The sequence below is a fragment of the Chryseobacterium sp. JK1 genome (genome assembly GCF_050632815.1).
Classification (GTDB): domain Bacteria; phylum Bacteroidota; class Bacteroidia; order Flavobacteriales; family Weeksellaceae; genus Chryseobacterium.
In genome coordinates this window covers 34,687-58,930 of record NZ_JBODRU010000007.1, presented here as the reverse complement: position 1 = coordinate 58,930, position 24,244 = coordinate 34,687, and the positions used below count along the sequence as shown (strand labels likewise).

The 24,244-nt window shown below is 36.2% G+C and carries 28 protein-coding genes; 11 read left to right on the top strand and 17 right to left on the bottom strand.

What is annotated here, in order from left to right; all coding sequences use genetic code 11:
* Positions 1-240: 240 nt before the first annotated feature.
* The 5 genes from ACQ76T_RS23385 to ACQ76T_RS23365 form a co-directional block, all read right to left on the bottom strand.
* Positions 241-1,209 (bottom strand): cyclase family protein, encoded by a 969-nt coding sequence (locus ACQ76T_RS23385; RefSeq protein WP_431345601.1) that lies wholly within the window; start codon positions 1,207-1,209, stop codon positions 241-243.
* Positions 1,210-1,404: 195 nt separating this feature from the next.
* Positions 1,405-2,388 (bottom strand): aldo/keto reductase, encoded by a 984-nt coding sequence (locus ACQ76T_RS23380; RefSeq protein WP_431345600.1) that lies wholly within the window; start codon positions 2,386-2,388, stop codon positions 1,405-1,407.
* Positions 2,389-2,552: 164 nt separating this feature from the next.
* A complete protein-coding gene (locus ACQ76T_RS23375; protein ID WP_431345599.1) occupies positions 2,553-3,227 on the bottom strand; it encodes a type 1 glutamine amidotransferase domain-containing protein in 675 nt (224 codons plus the stop codon).
* An 80-nt stretch (positions 3,228-3,307) separates the two neighbouring features.
* A complete protein-coding gene (locus tag ACQ76T_RS23370) occupies positions 3,308-3,595 on the bottom strand; it encodes a putative quinol monooxygenase (RefSeq protein ID WP_431345598.1) in 288 nt (95 codons plus the stop codon).
* Entirely contained in the window at positions 3,595-4,209 is a 615-nt protein-coding gene (locus ACQ76T_RS23365; protein WP_431345597.1) for an NAD(P)H-dependent oxidoreductase, read from the bottom strand. Before ACQ76T_RS23365 ends, ACQ76T_RS23370 begins: the two co-directional genes overlap by 1 nt.
* Positions 4,210-4,501: 292 nt before the next feature.
* Between ACQ76T_RS23365 and ACQ76T_RS23360 the strand changes: the two genes are divergently transcribed.
* Positions 4,502-5,245 carry a metallophosphoesterase family protein gene (locus tag ACQ76T_RS23360; protein ID WP_431345596.1) on the top strand — a complete coding sequence of 248 codons (744 nt, stop codon included), beginning with the start codon at positions 4,502-4,504 and terminating at the stop codon, positions 5,243-5,245.
* Positions 5,246-5,289: 44 nt separating this feature from the next.
* The gene (locus tag ACQ76T_RS23355; protein WP_431345595.1) at positions 5,290-6,189 is read left to right on the top strand and encodes a LysR family transcriptional regulator; all 900 of its coding nucleotides are present in this window, start codon (positions 5,290-5,292) and stop codon (positions 6,187-6,189) included.
* On the opposite strand, the gene ACQ76T_RS23350 is transcribed toward ACQ76T_RS23355, so the two are convergent.
* Positions 6,163-6,630, bottom strand: a complete 468-nt coding sequence (locus ACQ76T_RS23350) for a GNAT family N-acetyltransferase (protein ID WP_431345594.1) — start codon at positions 6,628-6,630, stop codon at positions 6,163-6,165. The two genes, ACQ76T_RS23355 and ACQ76T_RS23350, sit on opposite strands and share 27 nt — an antisense overlap.
* Complete coding sequence (locus tag ACQ76T_RS23345) at positions 6,630-7,064, bottom strand: acetyltransferase (RefSeq protein ID WP_431345593.1); 435 nt, start codon at positions 7,062-7,064, stop codon at positions 6,630-6,632. Before ACQ76T_RS23345 ends, ACQ76T_RS23350 begins: the two co-directional genes overlap by 1 nt.
* 257 nt (positions 7,065-7,321) lie before the next feature.
* On the opposite strand from ACQ76T_RS23345, the gene ACQ76T_RS23340 reads away from it, so the two are divergent.
* On the top strand, positions 7,322-8,197 hold the full coding sequence (locus tag ACQ76T_RS23340) for an aldo/keto reductase (RefSeq protein ID WP_431345592.1): 876 nt from the start codon (positions 7,322-7,324) through the stop codon (positions 8,195-8,197).
* 176 nt (positions 8,198-8,373) lie between these two features.
* Positions 8,374-9,441 carry an NAD(P)H-dependent flavin oxidoreductase gene (locus tag ACQ76T_RS23335; protein WP_431345591.1) on the top strand — a complete coding sequence of 356 codons (1,068 nt, stop codon included), beginning with the start codon at positions 8,374-8,376 and terminating at the stop codon, positions 9,439-9,441.
* A gap of 66 nt (positions 9,442-9,507) precedes the next feature.
* On the opposite strand, the gene ACQ76T_RS23330 is transcribed toward ACQ76T_RS23335, so the two are convergent.
* Genes ACQ76T_RS23330 through ACQ76T_RS23315 form a run of 4 tightly spaced genes read right to left on the bottom strand, consistent with a single transcriptional unit; the run spans position 9,508 to position 12,769 of the window.
* A complete protein-coding gene (locus ACQ76T_RS23330; protein WP_431345590.1) occupies positions 9,508-10,845 on the bottom strand; it encodes a UDP-N-acetylmuramate--L-alanine ligase in 1,338 nt (445 codons plus the stop codon).
* A gap of 6 nt (positions 10,846-10,851) precedes the next feature.
* On the bottom strand, positions 10,852-11,289 hold the full coding sequence (locus ACQ76T_RS23325) for a hypothetical protein (RefSeq protein WP_431345589.1): 438 nt from the start codon (positions 11,287-11,289) through the stop codon (positions 10,852-10,854).
* 16 nt (positions 11,290-11,305) lie between these two features.
* Positions 11,306-12,112 (bottom strand): lysophospholipid acyltransferase family protein, encoded by an 807-nt coding sequence (locus ACQ76T_RS23320; RefSeq protein WP_422694689.1) that lies wholly within the window; start codon positions 12,110-12,112, stop codon positions 11,306-11,308.
* A gap of 27 nt (positions 12,113-12,139) precedes the next feature.
* Positions 12,140-12,769: an NUDIX hydrolase gene (locus ACQ76T_RS23315; RefSeq protein WP_422694688.1), complete on the bottom strand. Its 630-nt coding sequence runs from the start codon at positions 12,767-12,769 to the stop codon at positions 12,140-12,142.
* A gap of 412 nt (positions 12,770-13,181) precedes the next feature.
* Between ACQ76T_RS23315 and ACQ76T_RS23310 the strand changes: the two genes are divergently transcribed.
* From ACQ76T_RS23310 to ACQ76T_RS23285, 6 genes are all read left to right on the top strand, one after another.
* Positions 13,182-14,000, top strand: coding sequence for a hypothetical protein (locus ACQ76T_RS23310; RefSeq protein WP_431345588.1), 819 nt, complete (start codon positions 13,182-13,184; stop codon positions 13,998-14,000).
* Positions 14,001-14,182: 182 nt separating this feature from the next.
* A complete protein-coding gene (locus ACQ76T_RS23305) occupies positions 14,183-14,581 on the top strand; it encodes a hypothetical protein (RefSeq protein WP_431345587.1) in 399 nt (132 codons plus the stop codon).
* Positions 14,582-14,588: 7 nt separating this feature from the next.
* The gene (csgH, locus tag ACQ76T_RS23300) at positions 14,589-15,323 is read left to right on the top strand and encodes a curli-like amyloid fiber formation chaperone CsgH (RefSeq protein WP_431345586.1); all 735 of its coding nucleotides are present in this window, start codon (positions 14,589-14,591) and stop codon (positions 15,321-15,323) included.
* 11 nt (positions 15,324-15,334) lie between these two features.
* On the top strand, positions 15,335-15,745 hold the full coding sequence (locus ACQ76T_RS23295; protein ID WP_431345585.1) for a curli production assembly/transport component CsgF: 411 nt from the start codon (positions 15,335-15,337) through the stop codon (positions 15,743-15,745).
* Positions 15,746-15,769: 24 nt separating this feature from the next.
* Complete coding sequence (locus tag ACQ76T_RS23290; RefSeq protein WP_431345584.1) at positions 15,770-17,134, top strand: CsgG/HfaB family protein; 1,365 nt, start codon at positions 15,770-15,772, stop codon at positions 17,132-17,134.
* 11 nt (positions 17,135-17,145) lie between these two features.
* The gene (locus tag ACQ76T_RS23285) at positions 17,146-18,657 is read left to right on the top strand and encodes a carboxypeptidase-like regulatory domain-containing protein (protein WP_431345583.1); all 1,512 of its coding nucleotides are present in this window, start codon (positions 17,146-17,148) and stop codon (positions 18,655-18,657) included.
* Here the strand turns inward: ACQ76T_RS23285 and ACQ76T_RS23280 are convergent.
* From ACQ76T_RS23280 to ACQ76T_RS23255, 6 genes are all read right to left on the bottom strand, one after another.
* The gene (locus ACQ76T_RS23280) at positions 18,629-18,766 is read right to left on the bottom strand and encodes a hypothetical protein (RefSeq protein ID WP_431345582.1); all 138 of its coding nucleotides are present in this window, start codon (positions 18,764-18,766) and stop codon (positions 18,629-18,631) included. The two genes, ACQ76T_RS23285 and ACQ76T_RS23280, sit on opposite strands and share 29 nt — an antisense overlap.
* A gap of 116 nt (positions 18,767-18,882) precedes the next feature.
* Complete coding sequence (locus ACQ76T_RS23275) at positions 18,883-19,533, bottom strand: response regulator transcription factor (protein ID WP_431345581.1); 651 nt, start codon at positions 19,531-19,533, stop codon at positions 18,883-18,885.
* Between the two features lie 209 nt (positions 19,534-19,742).
* Positions 19,743-20,225, bottom strand: a complete 483-nt coding sequence (locus ACQ76T_RS23270; protein ID WP_431345580.1) for an OsmC family protein — start codon at positions 20,223-20,225, stop codon at positions 19,743-19,745.
* A 124-nt stretch (positions 20,226-20,349) separates the two neighbouring features.
* Positions 20,350-21,909, bottom strand: a complete 1,560-nt coding sequence (locus ACQ76T_RS23265; protein WP_431345579.1) for an Rne/Rng family ribonuclease — start codon at positions 21,907-21,909, stop codon at positions 20,350-20,352.
* Positions 21,910-22,277: 368 nt separating this feature from the next.
* Complete coding sequence (locus ACQ76T_RS23260; RefSeq protein ID WP_002984212.1) at positions 22,278-22,568, bottom strand: HU family DNA-binding protein; 291 nt, start codon at positions 22,566-22,568, stop codon at positions 22,278-22,280.
* 284 nt (positions 22,569-22,852) lie between these two features.
* The gene (locus tag ACQ76T_RS23255; RefSeq protein WP_431345578.1) at positions 22,853-23,524 is read right to left on the bottom strand and encodes a LuxR C-terminal-related transcriptional regulator; all 672 of its coding nucleotides are present in this window, start codon (positions 23,522-23,524) and stop codon (positions 22,853-22,855) included.
* 203 nt (positions 23,525-23,727) lie between these two features.
* Between ACQ76T_RS23255 and tssO the strand changes: the two genes are divergently transcribed.
* Positions 23,728-24,240 carry a type VI secretion system TssO gene (gene tssO / locus ACQ76T_RS23250; protein ID WP_431345577.1) on the top strand — a complete coding sequence of 171 codons (513 nt, stop codon included), beginning with the start codon at positions 23,728-23,730 and terminating at the stop codon, positions 24,238-24,240.
* Positions 24,241-24,244 lie beyond the last annotated feature (4 nt).

Here is a 24,244-nt window from a genome sequence, read left to right as displayed (position 1 = left end):
AGAGATGAAGGATGGAAGGTAATGATGACTGCACCATTCAGAGATGTTTACTTTATTTTTAAGAAAACGGCCTTTCAAATGCTGAAAGGCCGTTTTAATGTTATAGACAAAATGACAGTGTAATACAGTTTGGGTATTAATTCTAAAAATAAATTCTAAGGTTGACTTTATTTTTTTAACTGAAATTACATTGTCTCTCTGTTTTTAAAAATTGCATAAGTTTTAATAATCCTAAAAAGATTAATAAATAGCCACAGGATTCACGTTTACCTGAGTAGAGCCTACATATAAAGGCTGTCCCAGAACGAATAGAAATTCCCATACTTTTTGCTTCACCAACGGGCGGCTGTCAATAAGTTCTAAGTTGTAGATTCCTTTTTTGGCTAACATAAATTGGTTGATAGGAAATTCTTCATTGCTTTTAGGATTAGGATATACTTCTGAAGCCCAGGTATCGCCTCCGAAAGCAACAATTCCTTGATCGGCCAACCATTTTGCGGCTTCCATTCCAATACCCGGTTCCGTTTCCAGAAACTGTTTATTGTCTTTTCCTATCAATTCAAGCCATCCGGTATTGAAGAGAAGAACGTCTCCTTTTCTTAATGTTATTCCCTGTTTCTTTAGAACCGATTTGATGTCTTCTACAGTGAATTCTGTTCCTCCAGGTACAATGGATTTTCCATAATGGGCAGTCATGTCAAGAACAATACCTCGGGTAACAAAAGGGGGAACTTTTTCAATACCTAACTTTTTAACGCCTTCTACTGTTACAAAATCCACGGCTTTATTTCCGTTATAATAGGTGTTGTTGATTCCGATATGTCCGATACCGTTAAGTTGGGTTCCTACACCTGTCCATCCATTGACCAATTCATCATTGAAGGTGAATTTGTTGGGACCGATGCTTTTTCCTCCCTGTTCACCGGGCTGAATATTATACAAATTGAAACTTCTGTGTCTGAAGGCGGGTAGGTTTTTATCAATAGGAACAGCAAGAGCTAATGTTTTTCCCTGCTTTACTAATCCTAAGGCTTGCTTCACGACTTCAGGTGTCAGTAAATTGGCCGCTCCGATTTCGTCCTGTGCTCCATAAGCGGAAGGATACCATGTTTTATCTTCTGGATTGACAAGGGTTTGAGCCTTTATGGTAACGCTGTTGAATACCAATAGCGTCATCAGTCCGAGCGTTTTGATCAGATTCTTTTTCATTTTTAAAAAATTTATAGAGAGAAAAGAAAGAAGAGATATTGGAAGAGAGAGCTGTTGAGATTTATATCGTAAATGATATTCTGTTGATAGAATTTCTTCCGACTTTCTTTTTCAGTGAGTTAATAAGAGAATGAAAAACGAAAGATTGGAAGAAGGAAACAGAAAATTCCTTTTTCCAACCTATGTCTTTGTATTTTATATCTCGTTTAATGATGAGTTGATGAAGTTCAATTCTTCCTCAGATAGGTTGACAGACATTGCCTGTGCATTTTCAATAGCTTGTTGTGCATTTCTTGCCCCTGCTAATACTACGGTAATTGCCGGCTGCAAAGCAGTCCATCTCAATACCAATTGTGAAAGGGTAGCTCCTTTTTCCTGAGCAATAGGCTCAATTTTTTCTAAGAAAGTTTTCACTTTATTCAGATCAAACTGAGAGAAATATCCGTTTCTGTGGTCATTGTCTTTCAGTGTGTTGTTTTTAAAATACTTACCTGTAAGAAGACCTCTTTCCATGGGGCTGTAAACGATGATTCCTGAATTGTTTTCTAAAGAATAAGGAACAAGATCGCTCTCAATGGCACGGTTCAGCATACTGTAAGAAACCTGGTTGCTGGCAAGCTTTAAAGTTCTGTTGGCTTCTTCCATTTGAGCCACACTGTAATTACTTACTCCTGCAGCTCTTATTTTCCCTTGTTGGATCAGAAGCTCCATTGCTTCCATAGTTTCGCAGATCGGAGTGGTGCTGTCTGGCCAGTGAAGTTGCAAAAGGTCAATATAATCTGTTCCTAATCTTTTTAGGCTTTCTTCCACTTCTTTGATGATGTTTTCCTTGGAAGCCAGTTTGTAAACAGGAATCGTTTTTCCTTCATCTTCAGCGTCAAAGAAAAATTCTCCTGTTCCATTATTGCTTCCGTCCCATACCAATCCGAATTTTGTTAAAAGCTGAATTTTTGAACGGTCTTTACCTTTGATTGCTTCACCAATCATTTCTTCACTTAGCCCGAAACCGTAGAAAGGCGCCGTATCTATTGAAGTTACTCCATGATCCAAAGATGCATGAATAGAATTGATAGAGTCTTGTTTTTCGTTACCACCCCACATATTTCCACCAATAGCAAAAGCACCGTGTGTGATTGTTGATAATTCTAAATCTGTATTTCCTAATTTTCTGTATTCCATTTTTTTGTTTTAAAATTGTTGTTGTACTAAACCATCCGTCAAAAATTCTTTGAATTTTTGCCACCCCTCCAGAGGAGAGAAATTCTCGCCGTTTCAATGGTGACATTTTTTAAGAAGTTTAATGTCTGAAAACTGTCGTGAATTTTGTGGTTAATAATTGTCTATTATTTTTTTAATTCTTTTAAAATTGCTTCTCCAACACTTTTTGCAGATTGAGGGTTTTGTCCGGTAATTACTCTTTGGTTGGTTACTACATGGTTTTGCCAAAGCCCCGATTTTTCAAATTTTGCTCCCCTTTCTTTCAGTTTATCTTCCAGTAAGAAAGGAACTACGTCTGTAAGTTTTACTGCCGTTTCTTCTTCATTGGTAAATGCATTGATCTTTTTTCCGTCCACCAGATATTTTCCGTTGGTAAGTTTAATATTAACCAAACCTGCAGGGCCATGACAAACCCCTGCTACAATTCCTCCATTTTCATAGATCTTAGAAGCTATCGCTGACAGTTCTGTATTATCAGCAAAATCCCACATGGCACCATGACCTCCTGCGTAGAATATGGTAGAATACTCTTTGGGATTCACCTGAGAAGGCTGTAAAGAATGATCAATTTTATCTTTGTACTCCTTATTTTCCCAGAATTCTTTGTTTACGGGATCTTTTAAATCAAAACCATCTACCGGTGGAGTTCCTCCTTTTGGACTTACAAAGTCGATTTCGTAGCCTGCTTTGTGAAGAACTTCCCAGGGATGAGAAACTTCGCCCAAATAATATCCTGTATCTTCACCTGTACTTCCTTTTTTATCGTGACTGGTGATTACAAATAAAATCTTCTTTTTCATATGTTTTGATTTTTTGGTTTGGGCCTGAACGATTCCTATAGTGAAGACAGCTAGCATTAATAAAGCGAACCTTTTCATAGTTAAAGAATGTGTGTTAAGTAAATTTGTGGCGTTTCCTGAAGCTTTTCATCAACCAAAGCCCCAAAAGCCTGAATATAAGGTTGCTGATTATGTTGTTCTAATCCTGCTTCGTTTTTCCAGATTTCGTAGAAGATAAACTGATTTTTGTCCTCTATTCCCTGGTGAAGAGTATACAATTCACAGGCTTCTTCTTTTCTGGTTTCCTGAACCATGTTCTGAAGAACTTCCAATACTTCTTGCTGATGTTCTTCTTTGGCTTTAATAACTGCGGTAAGGTGAATTTTCATTATACTAATTCTGGTTTTAATTCTATTGCAAATACATTTCTTACATGCTCTCTGTACAATTTCATATCACGTTCTACATTAGCATTCTTTTCTACATCATGAAAGTGGAAACTTTTCATTTTTTCTAATGAAACGAAGGCGTTCATTCTATGGAATCCAAATAATGGTCCATCATCTACACTTTTCTCATCGAAAAACTCTCCGGGAAGGGTGAAAGCAGTGGCAGGTGCATTCCAGCTCGTAGTCAGCATGTATTTTCTTCCGCTAAGCATTCCTCCGGTTCCATAGTTGATTTCCGGGTTTTCAGCATTTCTTCCGTCACTCATATAAATACCTTTGGCGTGGCCGGCTGTGAATACTTCATCAATATATTTTTTTAACCCGTTCGGAAGCTGGAACCACCAGATTGGCGTGTGATAAATAATGTAATCTGCCCAAACAAATTTTTGCACTTCTTCATTTTTATCGTAATTTTCACTTACATTGGTGATCTTTACTTCTACATTGTCAAATTCCTGAAGAACCGCTAAGGTATTGTCTGCAATAGTCTGATTATATTTTCCTCCGGAATGTCCAAAGTTCTGTCCTCCGTTGATGATTAATACTTTTTTCATTTTTTTATGATTGTTTAAATTTTACTCTGCAAAGTTAGAACGGAACTTTGTATAATAAAAATAATATAAATTATATCAAAGTATCATTAAAATTATAGATTGAGTAGTTCAATATCTTAGCGCGATAATTGTAGGGTCTGTATTGCTGAATTTCGAAATGAATCTGTTCGTTATTGATTTCAGGAAGTAAAATTGACAACTGATGAATCTTCTTTTCATGGTAAAATGTCATATCATATCTGAACAAAAATTCCTTTTTGTCACGTAAATTTGTTTAACAAATTGAAGGACAATGATACAGATTGCAGTTTTTAGTGATGTGCATGGGAATCTTCCTGCATTGGAAGCCGTACTGAATGATATAGAGCAGAGAGGAATTCATCAGAAATTCTGCCTGGGAGATCTTGTTGATTTTGCTCCATGGGGGAATGAAGTGATACAGAAAATTAAAAATCTGAATATTCCTTGTTTAATGGGAAATCACGATGAGAGAATTGCCTTTGATATCCCTGTTGTTGCTCTGTCTAAACATTCTGAAGAAGAAACCAGCGCCAGGTTTATTGCCATAGACCATTCTAAAAAGTATATTACGCAAGAAAACAAAAATTTTTTAGCAGAATTACCATTTCATTTTAAACTCAACTATAAAGTAGGTGAAAAACATTGGAATATACAGCTTGTCCATTCCAGCCTCGAAAGTAATGACACCTATTTATATGAATCTGAAAATGATGAGGTTTTTATCAATATGCTGAAAGAATCTCAATCTGATCTCGTAGCGATGGGGCATACCCATTTATCATTCCAAAAACAATTTGAAAATAAGACGTGGGCCATTAACTGTGGTTCTGTAGGACGTTCCAAAGAGAAAAACAGGCTGGCTTCCTATCTGGTTCTTACGCTCAGCGAAGAAAATATCATTCCAGAGATCATACAATTGAGCTATCCTCTTGAGGAAGTTGCCCTTCAGATCGAAGAAAGCGGGATTCCGGATTACTATGCTTCATTTTTAAGAAATAAAAAGGTATCAATATAATAATTGTTTTGTAACTTTGTATCAGAATATTAATGATATAAGTTATGGTCAATTTAGAATGGTATCGTACTTTTAAAGCCATCTATAAAACCGGAACACTCACCGGAGCAGCAGATGCTTTATTCATTTCGCAACCAGGGGTAAGTCTTCATTTAAGCTCTCTTGAAGCATATGTGGGATATAAACTGTTTGACAGAACAGGAAGAAGAATGATTCCTACAGAAAGAGGAAAGGTTTTATTTAATGCTGTGGCCGAACCCATCACCAAGCTCGAAGATGTAGAGAAGAATTTTCAGAAATCAACCGAAAAGCATACCCCGACAATTAGCGTCGGAATGTGCTTCGAGACTTTTCAGACGACTTTGGAGCAGTATGTTTCCTCTTTACCTTTTAACCTGATTATCAGCTTTGGGGAATATCCTGAGATGTTGGATCAGCTGGATAAAGGTATTCTGGATCTTATTATCACACCCAAAAAAGGATCTTCTCCCAATATAGAACATGAGGCTTTTTCTTCGGAACAAATTGTTCTTGTTGGTGGAAAAGATACCGACACTGCAGCCTTTAATAAAGTGTTGAAATCAAAAGATGCCGAACAGATAGAAAATTGGCTGAAGAATGAAAAATGGTACGGAACTACAGGCGATATGGAACATCTCTTTCAGTTCTGGACTTTAAATTTTGGGCATAAACCTGATTTCAGACCCAATTATATCGTTCCTAATCTGAATTCAATCATTCGTTGCCTGAAAGGAGGGACCGGACTGGCTGTTATCCCGGACTTTTTATGTAAAAATGAAATTGAAAACGGAGAAGTTAAACTGATTTGGGAAGGAAAGAAAAAGTTGGAAAACACTCTATATTTCGGATGCAGAAAAAAGACAAACTACCACACGGAAATAGAACACATCAAAGGGCTATTCCGAAAAATGATGGGTAAGTAGAACCATATCACGCATTTGTAAACCGTTTTCGTAAATAGGTTCAGGGTAATTTTCAATAAAGAAATTTTTCTTTAGACCTGTTATAAGAAATCCGTTTTTCTCATAAAACCTGATTTGTTGGAACCCGGTGTCTGAAGTTCCAACGGTCAGTTTTTTGTAACGATGGGTTTGGGCAATTTCTTTAGCCTTATTGATGAGGATACTTCCAATTCCTTTACTTCTGTAAGCATCAATGACTGCGATATTTTTTATTTCCAGTTCAGTGTTATTATTTTTATGAAGAGCCATCACAGCAATGTTTTGCTTGTCATCAATCAAAAGATAAATATCACAATTGAAAATATACTTATCAATAGCGGCCGTAGTTTCGTCGGCTAAAAGCAGCAAGTCATACGGGATTCCCTCCCCTGGCTCCAAATGTTTAAAAGTAAAATCTTCCATTACAGGCTCATGTGAATAAGTGGATAATCTTTTCCAGAACCATCTTTCTCAGATCTTCCGATTTTTTTGAATCCCATTTTTTCATAGAAACCTATCGCCTGTAGGTTTTGTTCGTTGACATCTACTTTGGTAAGCCCGGTTTTTTCTTTCATAAAATGATAAAGCTCTTTACCAAAACCTTTTCCACGAACATCATTATGAATGAAAAGCATTTCCAGGTTACCTTCTGCTACCGATGCAAAACCTTGGGCTTCATCGTTTTCTGTAATTAAATAAACTTCCAGATTCGGAAGATAATCTCTTGGGATAGCCTCTTTGAAATAATTGAAATCTTCTTCTGCAAGAAAGTCGTGGGTAGCCCGTACTGCCGATTCCCAGATTTCCATAATTCTTGAATAATCCTCAGCATTAGCCAGTCTAATTGAATGTGACATGATTTAAAAAATTTACACAAAAATAGAAAAATTGAGGTAGGTAAAAGAAAAGCCGGAGGTAATGAAAGAAAATTATACCGTTCAATTCATCAATTAAGATTGCGTATTCATAGAGAAAGAATGAAATTTTCATTACATCGACTGGTATTTTTTACCTGAAAAATTTAGTAGAAACAGTAAAATTGGTAAGTGGAAATCCCGATTTTTTATCGCAAATTTGTTTAATCACTTTATATTAAAATCAAAAATAAACAACTATGCAAAAGAAAACTTATACAGGGCAGCCTGTGGTAACTTTCAATAACGGAGTAGATATTCCGGCTTTAGGATTTGGAGTATGGCAGATGGAAGATCTGCAAGAATGTGAGAATGCTGTGATCAAAGCTATCCAGACCGGATACAGAATGATTGATACAGCTGCTATTTATCAGAATGAAACAGCAGTAGGGGATGCAGTGAAAAGTAGCGGTGTAAACAGAGATGAGTTGTTTATCACATCAAAAGTATGGGTTCAGGATCATGGTTATGAGAAAGCAAAAGCCGCTTTTCAGAGAACTTTAGACAGATTGCAGATGGATTATCTGGATATGTATCTTATCCACTGGCCTTATGGAGATTTTATCGGTACGTGGAAAGCTTTGGAAGATTTATATAAAGAAGGAAAGATCAAGGCAATTGGAGTATGTAATTTTACCGTTGAAAAACTGGAAGAATTAAAAGCTAACTCAACAGTTCTGCCTGTCATCAACCAAATTGAGCTTCACCCTGTATTTCAGCAAAAAGAGCTTCAGGTATATGATAAAGAAAATAATATCGTAACACAGCCATGGAGCCCTCTTGGAAATGGAAATGCCAATCTGTTAAGTAATCCCGAACTGAAGTCTATTGCTGAAAAGTATGGCAAAACAGTAGCACAGGTAATTTTGAGATGGCATTTACAGGAAGGTTTTGTAGTGATTCCAAAATCTGTAACTCCGTCAAGGATCGAAGAAAATTTCAAGGTATTCGATTTTGAACTGACAGAAGATGAAATGAACATAGTACGTTCTTTAGACACAGGAAAAAGACTGTTCTTTGATCCGAAAGATCCGGAATGGGAGCAAAAAATGCTAAATTCTGTAGCAGATATTTAATTGTTGGAGATTAAAAATAATTCCCGCAGATTTCACTGGCAGTACAGATTTATATTCTGTGAGACTCGTGAAATTTACGGGAATTTTTTATGGATGATCATCATGGTGAGCAATATCATGTTATTCCGGGGCGGGCATTGCTTCTTTCTTCGTACATTTTTATAAAAATAATTCTTATGTTTTGGCCAGATACAATCAGTAAAAAACTGGGGATAGAATACCCTGTCATTCAGGCTCCGATGTTTGGAGTGAGTACAACAGAGATGGTAGCTGCTGCTACAAGGGCAGGATGTCTGGGATCTCTGGCACTGGCGGATCTCTCTGCCGATCAAACTGTGGCGCTGATCAGAGAAACAAGAACGTTAACTAATCTACCTTTTGCTGCCAACATTTTTGTTCATCATATTCCTGAAATCACAGATGCTTTAAAGGACAAGTATCTGAAAACAAAACAGTTTATAGAACAATTGGCTTTAGAACATCATATTGAAGTGAAACTTCCTGATCTTGAAGAAATTAAAGTAAATTCTTATCATGAACAGGTAGACGCTATTATTCAGGAGCAATGCAAGATTGTAAGTTTTACTTTTGGTAATCTGGATGATAAAAGTATTCAGAAACTGAAAGAGAACGGTACAATACTCATAGGAACTTGTACCTCTCTGAAAGAAGCTCAGATTCTTGAGAAATCAGGAATTGATATTATATGTGTTCAGGGCATTGAAGCAGGTGGCCACCGTGGCACGTTTGATGCTGATCATATTCTGCAAATCGGAGGATTATCTTTGCTGTCACACATCTATGATCATGTGAATGTTCCGTTGATCTATGCCGGAGGAATTTACAATGCAAAAACTTTACGTGCTGTAAAGGATTTGGGGGCGCAGGGCTTTCAGGTAGGAAATCTTTTATTAGCTTCCCAGGAAAGTGCTTTGTTGCCATTCGAAAAAGAAAGACTGCACAACGTAAAAGAAGAAGATATTTTGCTTACAAAAAGCTTCTCCGGAAGATATGCCAGAGGAATTAATAATAAATACATCCAGGCTGTAGAAAATTCTGAGTATATTTTACCTTATCCTTACCAAAACAAATTGACGAATGCATTGCGAAAAGCCGCAAAATCTTTACAAAACCCTGAGTTTGCAGGAATCTGGATAGGACAGTCTATTCATCAATATAGTGAGCTTTCTGCCGAAGAAATATTGAAAAAACTGATCTGGGAATGTGAAGATCGTTTGGGTTAGATTTTTAATGCCAGTAAAGTATAAGTAATAAAAAAGCTTCAGAAAGATATTCTGAAGCTTTATATTTTATTTTGTCAAATCAAGACCTCCAAAATTTCCGGAACTCATCATTAAATAAACTCCTCTGGATTTGTCTAAAGTTTCCCAATACGCATGAAGATCTTCGGCATTGGTGAAAACTTTTAAATGTTCATTCTTGAATTTTTCCTTGATGAATTCAGGAGATATAGGTTCCATTCTTTTGATTTTCAAAGCATCTTCAGAATAGAAAACTACAGCTTCATCCAAGCCATCCATTGCATGGTCGTATTGCTCTAAGAAAGCAGGATTTAAGCTGGAATAGGTATGAAGTTCTAAGAAACCATATTTTTTATCAGCTTTAAACTGCTCGCAAAAGGCTTTTACCGCTGCTTTTACCTTGCTTGGTGCATGGGCAAAATCTTTGTAAAGAATTCCTTTATCTTCTCTTTCTACCTTTTCAAGACGCTTAGATGCCCCTTTGAAGCTCATAATAGCTTCATAGAAGTCTTCATCCATAATCCCCATATGGTGGCAGATATGTCTTGCTCCTTCAAGATTCAACAGGTTGTGCGCTCCAAAAACAGAAAGCGGAACATCTCCCATTTCGGTTTTTAAATATACTTTTCCATTGGTGATATCATATTCAGGAGTTTTGTAAGGTATTTTTCTGAAATAATTTTCAGCGTTTTCCACTACTTTTACTACCTCCGGATCTTCTTCATTATATACCAAAACACCTCCGGCTGTTATACTTGCCACAAACTTTCGAAACTGATCGATATAATCATCAAATGTTTTGAAAACATTGATATGATCCCATGCAATACCGCTCATTAAAGCAATATTCGGTTGGTATAACAGGAACTTTGAACGAAGGTCGATAGGAGAAGAAAGATACTCGTCTCCTTCCAGTACCATAAAATCATTATCTTCAGTAAGTTTTACCATGCAGTCGAAGCCTTCCAATTGCGCTCCTACCATAAAATCCACATCTTTCTGGTGGAAGTTCAGAACGTGAAGAATCATTGAAGTGATGGTGGTTTTACCATGAGAACCTGCAATGACTACTCTTGTTTTGTTTTTAGACTGCTCGTAAAGGAATTCCGGATAAGAATATATTTTCAGACCCAATTCTTTAGCTTTTGCCAATTCAGGATTATCCTGATGAGCATGCATTCCCAGAATTATAGCATCAATATCCGAAGTGATTTTTTCCGGAAACCAACCCATTTCCTGAGGCAGAATTCCCTTTTTCTCCAATCTGGATTTTGAGGGTTCGAAGATTGCATCATCCGAACCTGTAACCTGATATCCTTTATCTTTTAATGCAATAGCAAGATTGTGCATGGCGCTGCCGCCAACGGCTATGAAGTGGGTTTTCAATTGTATTTACTGTTTTTTAACATTAGTATTAATGATCTGCTGGAATGCTTCAACAATGTTTTTCCAATTGGTCTGATAGTTGGGAATAATCAAACTGGCGTCCGATTTACTTCCTTCATTGGGACCTTTTTTAACGTTGATAGAAATTGAAATATTGTCGTACAGCTTTTTACGGTCTTCCTGTATTCTTCTGAAATTGTTTTGAGAAAGAACCTGATCCAGCTTTTTTAAATCTTCGTCGGTAATTTTAAAATCCTGCTTGTATTTTTTTCCCTGACCTTCGAAAGAGTAGTGTACACTGTTACCTTTTATAAGCAGATTTTCATAAACAGGCGCAAAGCCTCCGCTTTTCGAATAGCTGATGTCAAAATCCGAATATACTTTCTGGCTGTTGCATGAAACTAATACTATGACTGCGAATAGGATTCCAAGTATTTTGTTCATAATTTTCTTTTTTACTTTAATTATTTGAGTCCTTTTGTTCTAATTTTTTAGCTTTAAGTTCTTCATCATAACTGTGTAATAGATTGAAAGCTTCAGTCTGCTCTATGGCAGTCATAATTTTCAGGAGAATCTCCGGTGCTTTTTCGTTATCGTAATCAATATCCAATGGAGCCTTAAACTCCATAGTAGGTTTTACACCGGTAACCTTTACTCTGAGTCCTTTTTTATCAAAAGCTCTTCTGAATCCGTTTATTTTAATGGGAATAACGATAGGGCGTTGATTTTTTACCAGTTTTGCAGTTCCTCTTCTTCCCTGTGCAAACGCAGACGTTGTACCTTGAGGGAAAGTAGCAACCCAGCCATTATCCAGGGCCTTCATGATATTATCCACCTCGCTCATATCAACCATTCTGTTCACATTTTTTCCTTCTGCTCTCCAGGTTCTTTTTACGGTTACAGCTCCTGCAATTTTGAATATTTTGGGAAGAATACCTTTGTTCATGGTTTCTTCAGCTGCTACATAATAGAAATCAATCTTAGGATTCAGCAGATAGATGGGGTTTTTAATGGTATTTAAATATCCATTATTAACGGCACAGAAGGCATGGTACATTGCAGCAACGTCGGCAAAATACGTTTGATGATTGCAAACAAACAATACATTGGAATCCGGAAGGTCCACAAGATGTTCTGTTCCGGTAATTTTCAGTTTATTAAAGCCATTGAATCTTCTGTAGGATACAAGTCCTAAAATAAAAATAATTAACCTTTTTAAAAAATAAGGTGTTCCGAATGCATCGGTGAAAATATTTTTCTTCGCCATTTTTCAATTAAACACGGTAGTGCAAAGTTACATTTTTTTCAGCAACTGACTGAATTCACTTAATATCATTGCTGTAGCTCCCCAGATAATATATCCATTAAAGTTGATGACAGGAACTTCATGTCCTCCGGCAGTAGGAAGTGCCATGATTTCCGGAGTGTCTGGTAAACTTAAAAATGAAGTGATAGGAAATTCAATGGTTTCCTCTACTTCACTTTGCTGAAGTATAAAAGCAGGATTTTTTTTGGTGTATGAGATGTAAGGGTACACATAAAAATTACTTGGCGGAATATATATAGGAGACATTTCTCGGATGATCCTTACATAATGTTTATCGATGCCAATTTCTTCTGATGTTTCACGTACAGCAGTTTCTGCGAAATCTTTGTCCATTTCCTCACGCTTTCCGCCAGGTAATGAAATCTGACCGCTGTGTCTGTCGTGCTCATTGATCGTTCTTTGGATTAATGGAAAATACCACTCGTTGTCTTTTAAATATAAGACGATGTTAACCGCAGCAAATTTGGGATTTTTTGACAGAACTTCATCGTAGGTAAAAACGGGACGATAGGGAGGAGAAAATACTCCATGAGCAGGTTCGCCGGGAAGAGCGACACTTTTTATTTTTCGTAATAAATCTTTTCCAAAACTTTCCATAGCTCAAATTTAATAATATATCTTGAAGAAATAAGACACTTAACATATATTAACCTATACCGAATGGTAAGTTGAGACGTAAAAGCAGAAAATGGAATCTTGAAGATGAAGAACTGATCATTTTAAGCAGTTGAAAGACTGAATAGATGGTGGGTAAAGTCTGTGGTTTATTCTTTCATGAAAGCATATCTTAAGACATCTGTAAATAGGAAAAAGCTACAGTTTTCAAGATTTCTTTTTCCGTGTTTTTCCCTCACTGAATCCGGTGATGATTCAGGTACAATGGGTTACCGAAAATAATGACTTCCACAACTGTAAACCGTGATTTTTAAAATTTACACTTTGATGGTGGTTTTTCATTTTGTGGTAGCCTATACCTTTGTCATACTATTAACCAATTAATTTTATCAAAATGAAAAATTTACTTACAGGTGTATTTACACTATTGGCAATGAGCTTTGGTTTCGCTCAGTTTAATATTGATGTGACCAGCCAGACAGGAAACTTGAATGTAGCCACTGTAGATCAAACAGGTCTTTTGAATATGAATTCTTTAACACAGACCGGAAATCGTAATACAGCAGATATTGACCAGGTAGGAATCTTAAATGTGAATACTGCACAAAGTATTGGAAACAGAAACTCCGTAGATGTAGACCAAATAGGCATTGGAAACTCCAATGATGTATTGCAACAAGGAAATAGAAACTCTGCTTCTACTTTACAGATTGGGATTCTGAACTCTACAGATCAAACTCAGATAGGAAGAAGAAATGACGCTTCTTCAGTACAAGTGGGGGTAGGAAACTCTGTTACTCAATATCAGGATGGAAGAAGAAATGATGCTTCTGCCATTCAGTTAGGAGCAAATAATACAATGTATCAGCTACAGTCGGGAAGACGAAACGAGGCTAATGGTCTTCAGGTAGGATCTAGTAACTTACTTGTTCAGTATCAGGATGGAGATGATAACAGTGCTACTCATACTCAACTTGGTAACAGTAATGTAGCAGGTTCTCTACAAATTGGTGATGATAATACAGCTGTAGGTATGCAGGTAGGTAACAGCAACCAATTGTATCAGGTTCAATTAGGAAATTCCAATACTGCTGTGGATTTACAGATGGGTAACGGAAACTTTACCTGGGTAACTCAGACTGGTGATTCTCATGTGCATTTGGGAACTCAAATGGGTAATGCCAACTCAATGATTATCAATCAATCCAACTAAATAAGTTCTATGGCAAGGATGCTGTACATCTAAGAAACTAAAGGAGAAATAATCAGCATTGTTTCTCCTTTTTATTTTGAATGGAAATATACCGGAAAACCGTGAGCCGTTATAATTCCCTACAATACGTGTTTTTCCCGATATTCAATTAATGTACCTTTAATATAATAAAAACACATATCATGTTTAACTTAAGATGGGGGGTATTGCTTTCTTTTATTATACTTCCCTTATATGCACAGCAGATCGACTGGGATAAAATCAACAGCAATGCAATCTTCAATATAATCACAGAACAGAATTTGGGACAGGATCTTTATTACTCCAATATTATTCAAATAGGTGATTATAACAGGGCAGAACTTTCTTTGAATGCCAAAACAGGTATTGAGGTAAAACAGCTGGGAGATTATAATACCCTTTACTTTATCAATTCTTTTACAGATAAAGAGAACAGAACAGGCATTACGGCACAGGGAAATAACAACATTATTGATGTTACAGGAAGCAACAGTGTATCGGATGGAATGCAGATTAACGTAAAAGGAGATAACAAAACTATTTTCATGAGAAATTATTAAAACGCAAATGATGAAAATTTTATACTCCAGAAGTCTGTACACTTTTTTGATCTTCCTGTCTGTTCTTGCTTATGGGCAGGAAGATAAAAAAGTAATTGCAAGGCTGGAACAGAGCCCTATCGAAAATCAGATCAGACTTAAAGCTATTGTAGCCAACAATACTCCCGTTTATAAAGAACTGAATTATCTTCTGGTATCCATAAAAAAAGGAGGGAGCGGAAATCTTTCCAAAAATCAGCAGAGTGGCAAATTTTCAATCAATCCTAATGAAGTGAAAGTTCTCTCCGAAACCGGTGTAAACCTTGAGCCTGCAGATGCTTTGAAAGCTTTTTTATATATCCGGGATGAAGAAACCCAGAAATTGATTGCCAAAGACAGCGTAGAACTTAATGGCGATCTTTTCAGGAAAAAATCAGCCAAGATAGAAGAGGATACATCTTTTGAGCTCAAAGGACTTACGATTGATGAAACCAAAACGAAGGTGGGAAAAGATTTTTATGATCTGTTTTACATGCAGTATAGCCAGCAACCGGATAAAAGCAACAGCATTATTACCATTTCTGAACTTCCTCTCCGTGGAACAAGCGGCCAGATCAATATTCAGATGGATGATAAAGTGATTTATAGCTTTATGACGAACCCCGGAGAAGATTATTTACAGGAACAGCTTACTTATAGTTTAAAATATATCAAAGAATTTAACGCCAAGAAAAACCTTATTAAAAATGAATTTATCTACTAAAAATGTCCGCTATGAAAACTTTAACCATTATTTTGATCTTTATTGCTGGTATTTTTTACGGAAAATCTCAACAGCTTGTTTATAAACCGATAAATCCTGCATTTGGAGGCGATACCTTCAACTATCAATGGCTTTTAAGCTCCGCGAATGCACAAAATCAGTTTGATGAAAAAAATAATTACAGCGACCTGCTGGATCGTGTGAACTCTCTTGACAGCTTCACACAGAGTATCAACAGGCAGGTACTGAGCGAACTGTCAAGAAAATTGTTTGAAGATCAGTTTGGAGAGGGAAGTATAAAGCCAGGAAATTATCTCTTCGGTTCCCTCTACTTACAGATTACCACTACCAACCAAGGACTTTTGATCAATATTTTGGATACCAGTTCAGGCGATCAGTCCGAGATCGTAATTCCAAAATAAATACTAACTAAAAAAGAACTTACCATGAGAACTTATACTTACACCAGAATTTTTTTCTGTAGTTTTCTGCTATGTGTTTTGCAGGCCTGTAGTTCTATCTTTGGCTTGCCTTCAGATCCCGAAAAACCTACACTTGGGGAGATTACGACTTCCACTACAGAGCTCAGAAACCTTCCTCTACCTAAAGAGAAGATTGTAATAGGAGTTTATAAATTCAGAGACCAGACCGGGCAGTACAAACCTTCAGAAAATGGAAACAACTGGAGTACTGCCGTACCTCAGGGAACTACAACAATTCTTATTAAAGCGTTGGAAGACAGCCGATGGTTTATTCCTATTGAAAGAGAAAATATTGCCAATCTTCTCAACGAAAGACAGATCATCCGCTCTACAAGACAGGAATATATAAAAGACGCCGATAAAAACAGCCAGTCACTACCACCACTTCTTTATGCCGGAATTCTTCTGGAAGGCGGGGTCATTTCTTACGACAGTAATATTTTGACAGGCGGGCTTGGAGCCAGATATTTCGGTATAGGAGCTTCTACCCAATATCGTCAGGATAGAATTACTATTTATCTGCGCGCTGTTTCTACTCTTAACGGGGAAATTCTTAAAACGGTATACACCTCAAAAACCATACTTTCTACCAGCGTAAACGGAAGTTTTTTCAGATATATTGATACAGAAAGACTTCTGGAAGCAGAAGTAGGACTTACCCAAAACGAACCCGTTCAGCTTGCTGTAACAGAAGCTATTGAAAAAGCTGTAAAATCTCTGATTGTAGAAGGAGTAAGAGACAGGATTTGGGGGAAAGCTGTGGATGGCACAAACGGATATCAATCTTTGATCAATGAATACAACCGTGAACAGGAACAGAATAACGGAAGAGTAATAGGAAACCGATTTCCTGAATATGTCAGACAGAAAATTTCCGTATTTGCCAATGTAGAAGCACAGAAAGTAAGAGATGATTATGTAAACCCAAAGATGAACATAGGAGGAAAGCTTGGTTTTAAATATTTTCTCAATCCTAATTTTAATGTGGAGATCAACGGAAGCTATTTTACCATTGAAAATACCAACATTGTAAAAAGAAGCTACTTCGTCCCCGAAGTTAATCTTGAATATCTCCTTTTTCCCAAATACAGATTCAGCCCTTTTATTTATGGCGGAGCCGGTGCGATGTATTCGAAATATAAACCTCAGTATAAGGGACAGTTTGGAGGCGGACTTGAATATATGCTTGACCATACTTTTTCTCTCAGAGCTTCTGCTCAGTATGATCTCGGTTTCAAAGATGATTGGGAAGGCCTTGTAAACGGAAAAAGAAAAGACCAGGCTTTACGATTTGCATTAGGAATCAATTTTTACCTTGGAAACAAATAAAAACACGAATTATGAAAACTCTAATAAAAATATTCAGCATCTTGATCTTTATCTATTGTCTGTTTTCATGTAGTGAAGATCTTGTAGAGCAGGCCCAGACAGGCGCTTTAAAAGGAAAAGTAGTAAAAAGAGGAAGCAATGTACCTCTTGCCAATGTGAAAATTTTTACCACACCTACTACACAAACGGTTTTCAGTGGTGCAGACGGATCTTTTGAAATCTCTTCAATGCCCATAGGAAATTATTCTGTAAAAGCAGAACTTTCAGGATATATAACCAATTTCCAGGCCGTTAATATACAGAATCAAAATCAGGTGGTAACGGTTGTTTTTGAGATGAGTGATGATACTTCACTGAATTCTCCTCCCACAGCACCGCAGCTGCTCAGTCCGATTGATAATGCGGTTAATCAGCCTTTAAGTGTTGAGTTAACCTGGAATGCCACAGACCCCGATACTACGGATGTTTTAAAGTACAGTTTGACAATTAAAAATAATCTTGACACTAATGTGATTCAGGTTAATGATTTGGCAGCGACTCATTATACGCTTTCAAATTTAAAGTTTGGTGTAAGTTACTTCTGGCAGGTGTCTGTTTCGGACGGCATTCACCAGCCAGTTTTAAGTCAGATCAGTAAGTTTACCACCAATACAGTTCCAGTCAACAGATATCATTATGTACAGAAACAGAATGGAAATTTTGTGATAATATCCAGTGACGGACAAGGTAATAGTTTTCAACTTACCAGTTCATCATACAATAGCTGGAGACCAAGGAAAAATAATAATGCCGGCCTCATTGCATTTCTTCGTACAGAAGGCGGAAGTACTCATATTTATACAGCCAATCCTGATGGATCCAATCCTTTTAAAGTGACGACAGTAGCTGCAGCTGGTTTTAATAATTATGAAATGGACTTTTCCTGGAGTACCAACGGACAGGAAATTATTTATTCAAACTTTAATAAACTCTATAGAATTAATAAAGATGGCAGTGGCTTGAATCTTATATACACCACTCCCGACGGAAGTATGATTTCAGAATGTGACTGGAGTTATGATGGAAGTAAAATAGCCCTCAAAACCAATGATTACAGCGGCTATAATACCAAAATTTATGTCATAGATACTACCGGGAGCGTTATAAAAACAGTTTTAACAGGAGCTTCCGGAGCCAGTGGAGGATTGAATTTCTCTGTGGATGGGCACCTTCTTCTTTTTACCCGTGATATTTCCGGATATCAGGATGGAAGTGGAAATTATCGTCAGCTTGATACTCATATTTTTATCTACAATCTCACCAATGATACTGTAAATGATATTTCCGTAGAAAGCGAGAAACCAATGGGAACCAACGATCTTGATCCAAGATTTTCACCGAACAACGCACAGGTTATCTTTATGAATACCTCCAATGATAATATCTCACAGAAAAATATTATGGTGATTGATCTGAACAGCAGTATGACAGATCTTTCAAGGACATCCGTTTTCACTAATGGAGAGATGCCGGACTACGAATAATCAGTTTAGTCAGCTTTAAAGATGAAAGACCGGAATAGGGTTTAAAGTTCCAGCCTTCAAGTCTAAGAATTCTTATGATGCTTGCAGGTTTCGCCTCTGGTCTTTTCATCTTTTTTGAGTAGGCATTATCGTAAAAGTCTTCTCATTTTAAAGGAAGTTTATGGATAAAACAATTCCGGGCCGTAAGGCCCGGAATTGTTTATGTTTTTTGTAAATGGATTGTTTTCAGTCTATAATATGGTTTTCAATTGCATATTTTACAATGCCGACAGAGTTTTTGGCATTAAGTTTTAAAAGAATTCTTTTTCTGTGTGTTTCTACCGTATTGATGCTGATAAAAAGTTTTTCTGAAATATCTTTACTGCTTAGCCCATCGCAAATCAATTTAAGGATTTCCATTTCACGACGGGTAAGGGGTTCTTTGATGTGTGGATTTCGTTTATCCTGCTCATTACTGATGAAGCTGATCATTCTTTCTTTTGCATGATCACAAATATAAATTTCATTGAGTAAGAGCGCGTTGATGGATTTTAAAAACTCATTATAGTTGCTATTCTTATCAAGATAACTTTTGATGCCTTTGTTGAAAAGCTTTCTGATATCAATCATATCATAACAGTTCCCGATAATGATAATCTTAATGCTGCTATGTTCTGAAATAACATTTTCTATCACTTTATAGAGTTCCGTAAGCATAAGCATGTTAGAACTCATGACAAGAATTTCCGGTGGCTCTTCTTTTAAATGTCTGGAAAGGGTTTCCAGGGAATTACAAATATCAATAGTATTGAAAATTTTGCTTTGTGTAAGTAGTTTTGAGAGCCCTTCTGTATACAAAATGGGTTCGTCGAAAATAGTTAATCTTGGTTTCATCATGGGTTGTTTTGTTTATATAAAAATATAAAAAAAACTTCATATTTGTGTATTAATTATTGAATATTTTTAAACTTAATTGCATTTATTCGTAATTAAATACTGATTTCATTGATTATTTGTTAAATAAATCTCTTTTTGTTGAATTTTTGTTGTAAAAGTTAGAATTATTGTTGTCATAATGTAGTGATAGAGGTAGTTGTGTGATTTTATTATTGAGAAGAAATTTGTTTAACTAACACTGTGGGGATATGTTTTACAGGAAAATTAACAGAGTTGGCAATAAAACAATATTCATTGGCCTTATGGTGAAGTTCCCTGGCTGTTTCAATCATTGATTCTTCTGTTACAGTAATCATCGGATGCAGTGTAACCTCTGTAAAATGTCCACTTCCATTAACCGTTTCATTCATTATTCCTGTAGCTTCATCTGTATAATCTGTTACGATAACTCCAGCCTGAGAACAGAAATGGAGGTACCAAAGCATATGGCAGGAGGATAGGGAAGAGAGTAACATTTCTTCAGGGTTATATTTTGTTTGATCTCCCCGGAATGCAGGATCAGATGATGCTTCAATAATGACCTTGTTTTCTGCTGAAATTGTATGACTTCTTTCATAATCTTTATAGCTGCTGGTTCCGGTTCCTTTATTGCCTGTCCAGCGGATAAGAGTTTTGTAATGGTGATTTTTCATCCTGTAGATCTGTAATAAAATTATATTGGTTTACATCAGTTTAAATGTAATGATGTTTTTTTATAATAACCTCTTCAGAACAATAAAAAAACCTCCAGTAGAAACTGAAGGTTTGAATTTTGTCTTAATTAGAGAATTCTATCAATTCTTCTTTTTTGGAATTGTAGATCTTGTATTCTAAATATTTAAAAGAATCCCTAGGTACAATGGTTACCCATTTTTTGTATTTAATGAACCATTTCATTTGGATACTTTTGATGCCTTTGGTTAAGTAGGCTTCTACGAAAGGGTGTACGTGCAGGTATATTTTTCCTTTTTCTTTCTGCAGGATATTTCGTAAGGTTTCACCCATTCTTTCCACGATAACAATAGGAGCTACAATTTCTCCGTCTTTGTTCGGGTTTTCTTCTTTGGTTTCAATCTGTTTCTCCGGACGGTTTCTTTGTCTGGTGATCTGGATCAGTCCAAATTTACTTGGAGGAAGTATTTTGTGGCGAGCTTTGTCGCGCTTCATTTCCTCTTTAAGATGCTCATAGAGATCTCTTCTATGATCAGAGTTTGGCATATCGATGAAGTCGATTACAATGATGCCCCCCATATCACGTAGACGAAGCTGTCTTGCAATTTCGGTGGCTGCCATTTTGTTCACTTTCAGTGCGTGTTCTTTGTTGACGGCGGTTCCGGTGGTAATGTTGTTTCCGGAGTTGACATCTACGACGTGAAGTGCTTCTGTGTGTTCAATAACAAGATAAGCGCCTTTAGAACTTGGAATGTTAACGTGTTTTCCGAAGCTCTGTTTTAGCTGTTTTTCAACATTGTAATATTCCAGAAGAGGAATATGAGAATCATAAAACTGGACAATATTTTTCTTTTCAGGAGCAATTACTTCAATGTAATTTTTCATTTCGTGAACCATCTGCTCGTCATCACACATGATATTCACGAAATCCTGATTAAAATTGTCCCTTAAAATAGCTGAAGCTTTGTCTTCTTCGCTTAAAACTTTGGATGGAACTTTGTTTTTCTGGATATTTTTGAAAGTGCTTTCCCATTTTTGAACCAGTTGGTTCATATCATTATGAAGGTCTGCTACTTTTTTTCCTTCGGCCACTGTTCTGATAATTACCCCGAAACCTTCAGGCTTGATGCTATCGATAAGGGTTCTCAGTCTTTCTTTTTCCTCAGTGCTTCTGATTTTTTTGGAAATAGAAACTTTGTTGTCGAAAGGAATTAATACCAGGAAACGTCCCGTGAGTGAAATCTGGGTAGATATTCTGGGACCTTTGGTAGAGATGGGTTCTTTGGTAATCTGCAGCAAAACGACGTCGTCTTTCGCAATTACTTTGTCTACCGTTCCATTTTTATCTATTTCGGGTTGTATCTCGAAATTTTTTAAGCTTGAAGTGCTTTGTTTTTTAGAAATAGTATCTCTTAAAAACTTTCTGTATGTAAGATATTGCGGGCCCAGATCCTGATAATGCAGAAATGCATCCTTATCATATCCTATATTTACGAATGCCGCATTCAGGTTAGGAGCCAGCTTTTTTACTTTTCCTATAAACAGATCTCCAACTATAAAATCGCTTTTGTCTTCTTGCTCATGAAGTTCACATAGTCTTCCGTCTTCCAGCAGTGCAATCTTTGTAAGATCATCTTCATGCGAAACTATTAGTTCTTTCTTCATTTTGTTATAAGATAAAAATTTTAAGATTATAGGGAATTCGGTAATGTTGTCGATTAATTCATCTAATAAATATAAGGATTTTGAATGAAAACCATTATATTTTTATTAAAATAATATTTGAAACCATCCGTTTTCCGCGAAATCTTATAGTTGCAAACAAAAATATAGTCGGTGAACTTTAGAAATTTAAAACCACCAACTATATTATTATATTGTAAATCTCGAGAAGAGGAGATTATTTTTTCTTATGTCTGTTCGCTCTTCTTCTTTTCTTTCTTTTGTGAGTCGCAACCTTGTGTCTTTTTCTTTTCTTTCCGCTTGGCATAATTTTAATTTTTTAGTAACTAGTTAATATTCAGTTAATGTTCTTATTTTACTGCAACTTTAGTTTTTACTTTCTCAACAAAAGATTTTGAAGGTTTGAAAGCAGGAATGTTATGAGCAGGAATCTCAATTGCAGTATTCTTAGAAATATTTCTTCCTGTTTTAGCAGCTCTTGTTTTAATGATAAAAGATCCAAAACCTCTCAGATAAACGTTATCCCCATTATACATAGAAGTTCTGATCTCCTGCATAAAAGCTTCTACAACTTTCTGTGTTTCATTCTTTTCTGTTCCCAACTTATTTGAGATGGTGTTTACCAATTCTGCCTTTGTCATTTCCTTATTTTAATTTTAAATTTTAGGTGTGCAAATTTAGTTAAAAAAATTGAATACTAGCAAATTAGTGGCAAAATATTTTTGTTCAGAGAGTTGGAGGTTTTAATGTATACTCTATATTAAGGCGGCTTCGGCTAAGTTAATGATAAAATAATATAGTACAATAATTAGGTGGAAAATTAAGGGAAATTTTTGAAAAAACGACTTATGTTGATATTTATCAAGCATTTCTGTCTCAGCCGGAGTGAAATTCTCTCCCCCGAATTTTCTTCCTTTATTTTGATCTAAAGGCTGGAATTGTAATAGCCATTTTCTACACAAAAACGGATAAGATGAAGTTTGGTTTTAAGACCTAATTTTTCTGTAAGACGATTAATGTAAGTGTCAATCGTTCTTGTACTGAGGTTTAGTTTTTCCGCAATTTCTTTGTTGCTGAACCCTTCATAGCAGAATCTCATAAGCTGTATTTCGGCAGGAGAAAGTTCTTCCTGGCCTTTTTTCTGACGGTCCATGTATTCTTGCACGGCCAGAGGCTGCTGCTCCCATTCTTTGGAGTAAGTTTGGTAATCGAAATCTTCAGAAGCAATACTCCCTTTGATAATATCCTTAATAATAGTACTTTTCTTCTGGCAGTAATAGATATTAGGAATCTTCGAAAGAATATCAGCCATATCTTCCTGATAGGTGTTGGAATAGGTGATAATAGGAGTTTCAGTATTGTTTTTCCTGATGTATTTAATGGCTTCAATTCCGCTTAATACCGGCATAAAAAGCTCAATAACAAACACGTCTTCCTGTCTTCTGTATATTCTGTTCACAAGCTCATGCCCATTGTTGCAGTCATTAAGAAGCATATAGAAAGGATTTTCCATTAATGTTTTGATCATTATTTTTTTAAAATAAAAATCGCTGTCTGCAATAGAAAAACGTACGGTATTAGATAATATTTTACTCATTCTTAATATCGATTTGGCAACTGATATTTAAAATTCAGAGGCCTAATTTAGGAAAAACTTATTAAAGTGGAAATTAATATTAAGTTAATCAGGGATTTCACGAAACCGCCACAGGGAAATTACGTATTGTGCATGATATTTTTTTTTTATATTTTCACAGGCCAAACAAATCGCAAATTATGTCTTCGAACAGGGAAAAAAAATTGAACAAATCTGACGTCAGAATAGGCATTTGGAAGTTTATACTATCTTTTGCCGTTTTGTCGGTGGTATCTTTTGCTTGTCTATTTCTCTTCTTTAAGAGTTATGATATACAGCGGGAAGGAATCAGCAGAGAAGCAGAAGCTTATAAAGAACTGATGCTTCGAAGCGATGTACTGAAAGATCATATTGATGATATTTATGAGAAAATGAACCAGCTTAGTATTAATAAGGTGGATAATGACATTTTCCTCAGAACCAGTATTATGGATAACGTGAGGGATGCTCAGAATATTATGGGTAAAGACAGTGCCCAAAGCTTTAAGCATTATGCAATACTGATGAAGCAGATCGTTCCTATGATGAATCTGAAAGCCAAAATCATTGAGGTAGAAACCGACAAAAAGAGAGTTTTAAGAGATCTTGATGAATGTATTGGCAAAGTAAGGATTACCAACAATCAGCTTAGAATAGATCCTACCCGAAACTTCACCGGAAGTAAAAGAAAGAAATAAAAAG

Bases quoted from the DNA above. Each gene is read 5' to 3' on its own strand.
- ACQ76T_RS23305 (WP_431345587.1), top strand. From the start codon at position 14,183: ATGTTTAACTTAAGATGGGGGGTATTGCTTTCTTTTATTATACTTCCC.
- ACQ76T_RS23370 (WP_431345598.1), bottom strand. From the start codon at position 3,595: ATGAAAATTCACCTTACCGCAGTTATTAAAGCCAAAGAAGAACATCAG.
- ACQ76T_RS23290 (WP_431345584.1), top strand. From the start codon at position 15,770: ATGAGAACTTATACTTACACCAGAATTTTTTTCTGTAGTTTTCTGCTA.
- ACQ76T_RS23260 (WP_002984212.1), bottom strand. From the start codon at position 22,568: ATGACAAAGGCAGAATTGGTAAACACCATCTCAAATAAGTTGGGAACA.
- ACQ76T_RS23270 (WP_431345580.1), bottom strand. From the start codon at position 20,225: ATGAAAAATCACCATTACAAAACTCTTATCCGCTGGACAGGCAATAAA.
- ACQ76T_RS23365 (WP_431345597.1), bottom strand. From the start codon at position 4,209: ATGAAAAAAGTATTAATCATCAACGGAGGACAGAACTTTGGACATTCC.
- ACQ76T_RS23320 (WP_422694689.1), bottom strand. From the start codon at position 12,112: ATGGCGAAGAAAAATATTTTCACCGATGCATTCGGAACACCTTATTTT.
- ACQ76T_RS23280 (WP_431345582.1), bottom strand. From the start codon at position 18,766: ATGAAAAGACCAGAGGCGAAACCTGCAAGCATCATAAGAATTCTTAGA.
- ACQ76T_RS23335 (WP_431345591.1), top strand. From the start codon at position 8,374: ATGTTTTGGCCAGATACAATCAGTAAAAAACTGGGGATAGAATACCCT.
- ACQ76T_RS23345 (WP_431345593.1), bottom strand. From the start codon at position 7,064: ATGTCACATTCAATTAGACTGGCTAATGCTGAGGATTATTCAAGAATT.
- ACQ76T_RS23295 (WP_431345585.1), top strand. From the start codon at position 15,335: ATGAAAACTTTAACCATTATTTTGATCTTTATTGCTGGTATTTTTTAC.
- ACQ76T_RS23360 (WP_431345596.1), top strand. From the start codon at position 4,502: ATGATACAGATTGCAGTTTTTAGTGATGTGCATGGGAATCTTCCTGCA.
- ACQ76T_RS23355 (WP_431345595.1), top strand. From the start codon at position 5,290: ATGGTCAATTTAGAATGGTATCGTACTTTTAAAGCCATCTATAAAACC.
- ACQ76T_RS23310 (WP_431345588.1), top strand. From the start codon at position 13,182: ATGAAAAATTTACTTACAGGTGTATTTACACTATTGGCAATGAGCTTT.
- ACQ76T_RS23350 (WP_431345594.1), bottom strand. From the start codon at position 6,630: ATGGAAGATTTTACTTTTAAACATTTGGAGCCAGGGGAGGGAATCCCG.
- ACQ76T_RS23265 (WP_431345579.1), bottom strand. From the start codon at position 21,909: ATGAAGAAAGAACTAATAGTTTCGCATGAAGATGATCTTACAAAGATT.
- ACQ76T_RS23325 (WP_431345589.1), bottom strand. From the start codon at position 11,289: ATGAACAAAATACTTGGAATCCTATTCGCAGTCATAGTATTAGTTTCA.
- ACQ76T_RS23380 (WP_431345600.1), bottom strand. From the start codon at position 2,388: ATGGAATACAGAAAATTAGGAAATACAGATTTAGAATTATCAACAATC.
- ACQ76T_RS23340 (WP_431345592.1), top strand. From the start codon at position 7,322: ATGCAAAAGAAAACTTATACAGGGCAGCCTGTGGTAACTTTCAATAAC.
- ACQ76T_RS23375 (WP_431345599.1), bottom strand. From the start codon at position 3,227: ATGAAAAAGAAGATTTTATTTGTAATCACCAGTCACGATAAAAAAGGA.
- ACQ76T_RS23255 (WP_431345578.1), bottom strand. From the start codon at position 23,524: ATGAGTAAAATATTATCTAATACCGTACGTTTTTCTATTGCAGACAGC.
- ACQ76T_RS23385 (WP_431345601.1), bottom strand. From the start codon at position 1,209: ATGAAAAAGAATCTGATCAAAACGCTCGGACTGATGACGCTATTGGTA.
- csgH (WP_431345586.1), top strand. From the start codon at position 14,589: ATGATGAAAATTTTATACTCCAGAAGTCTGTACACTTTTTTGATCTTC.
- ACQ76T_RS23285 (WP_431345583.1), top strand. From the start codon at position 17,146: ATGAAAACTCTAATAAAAATATTCAGCATCTTGATCTTTATCTATTGT.
- ACQ76T_RS23315 (WP_422694688.1), bottom strand. From the start codon at position 12,769: ATGGAAAGTTTTGGAAAAGATTTATTACGAAAAATAAAAAGTGTCGCT.
- ACQ76T_RS23275 (WP_431345581.1), bottom strand. From the start codon at position 19,533: ATGATGAAACCAAGATTAACTATTTTCGACGAACCCATTTTGTATACA.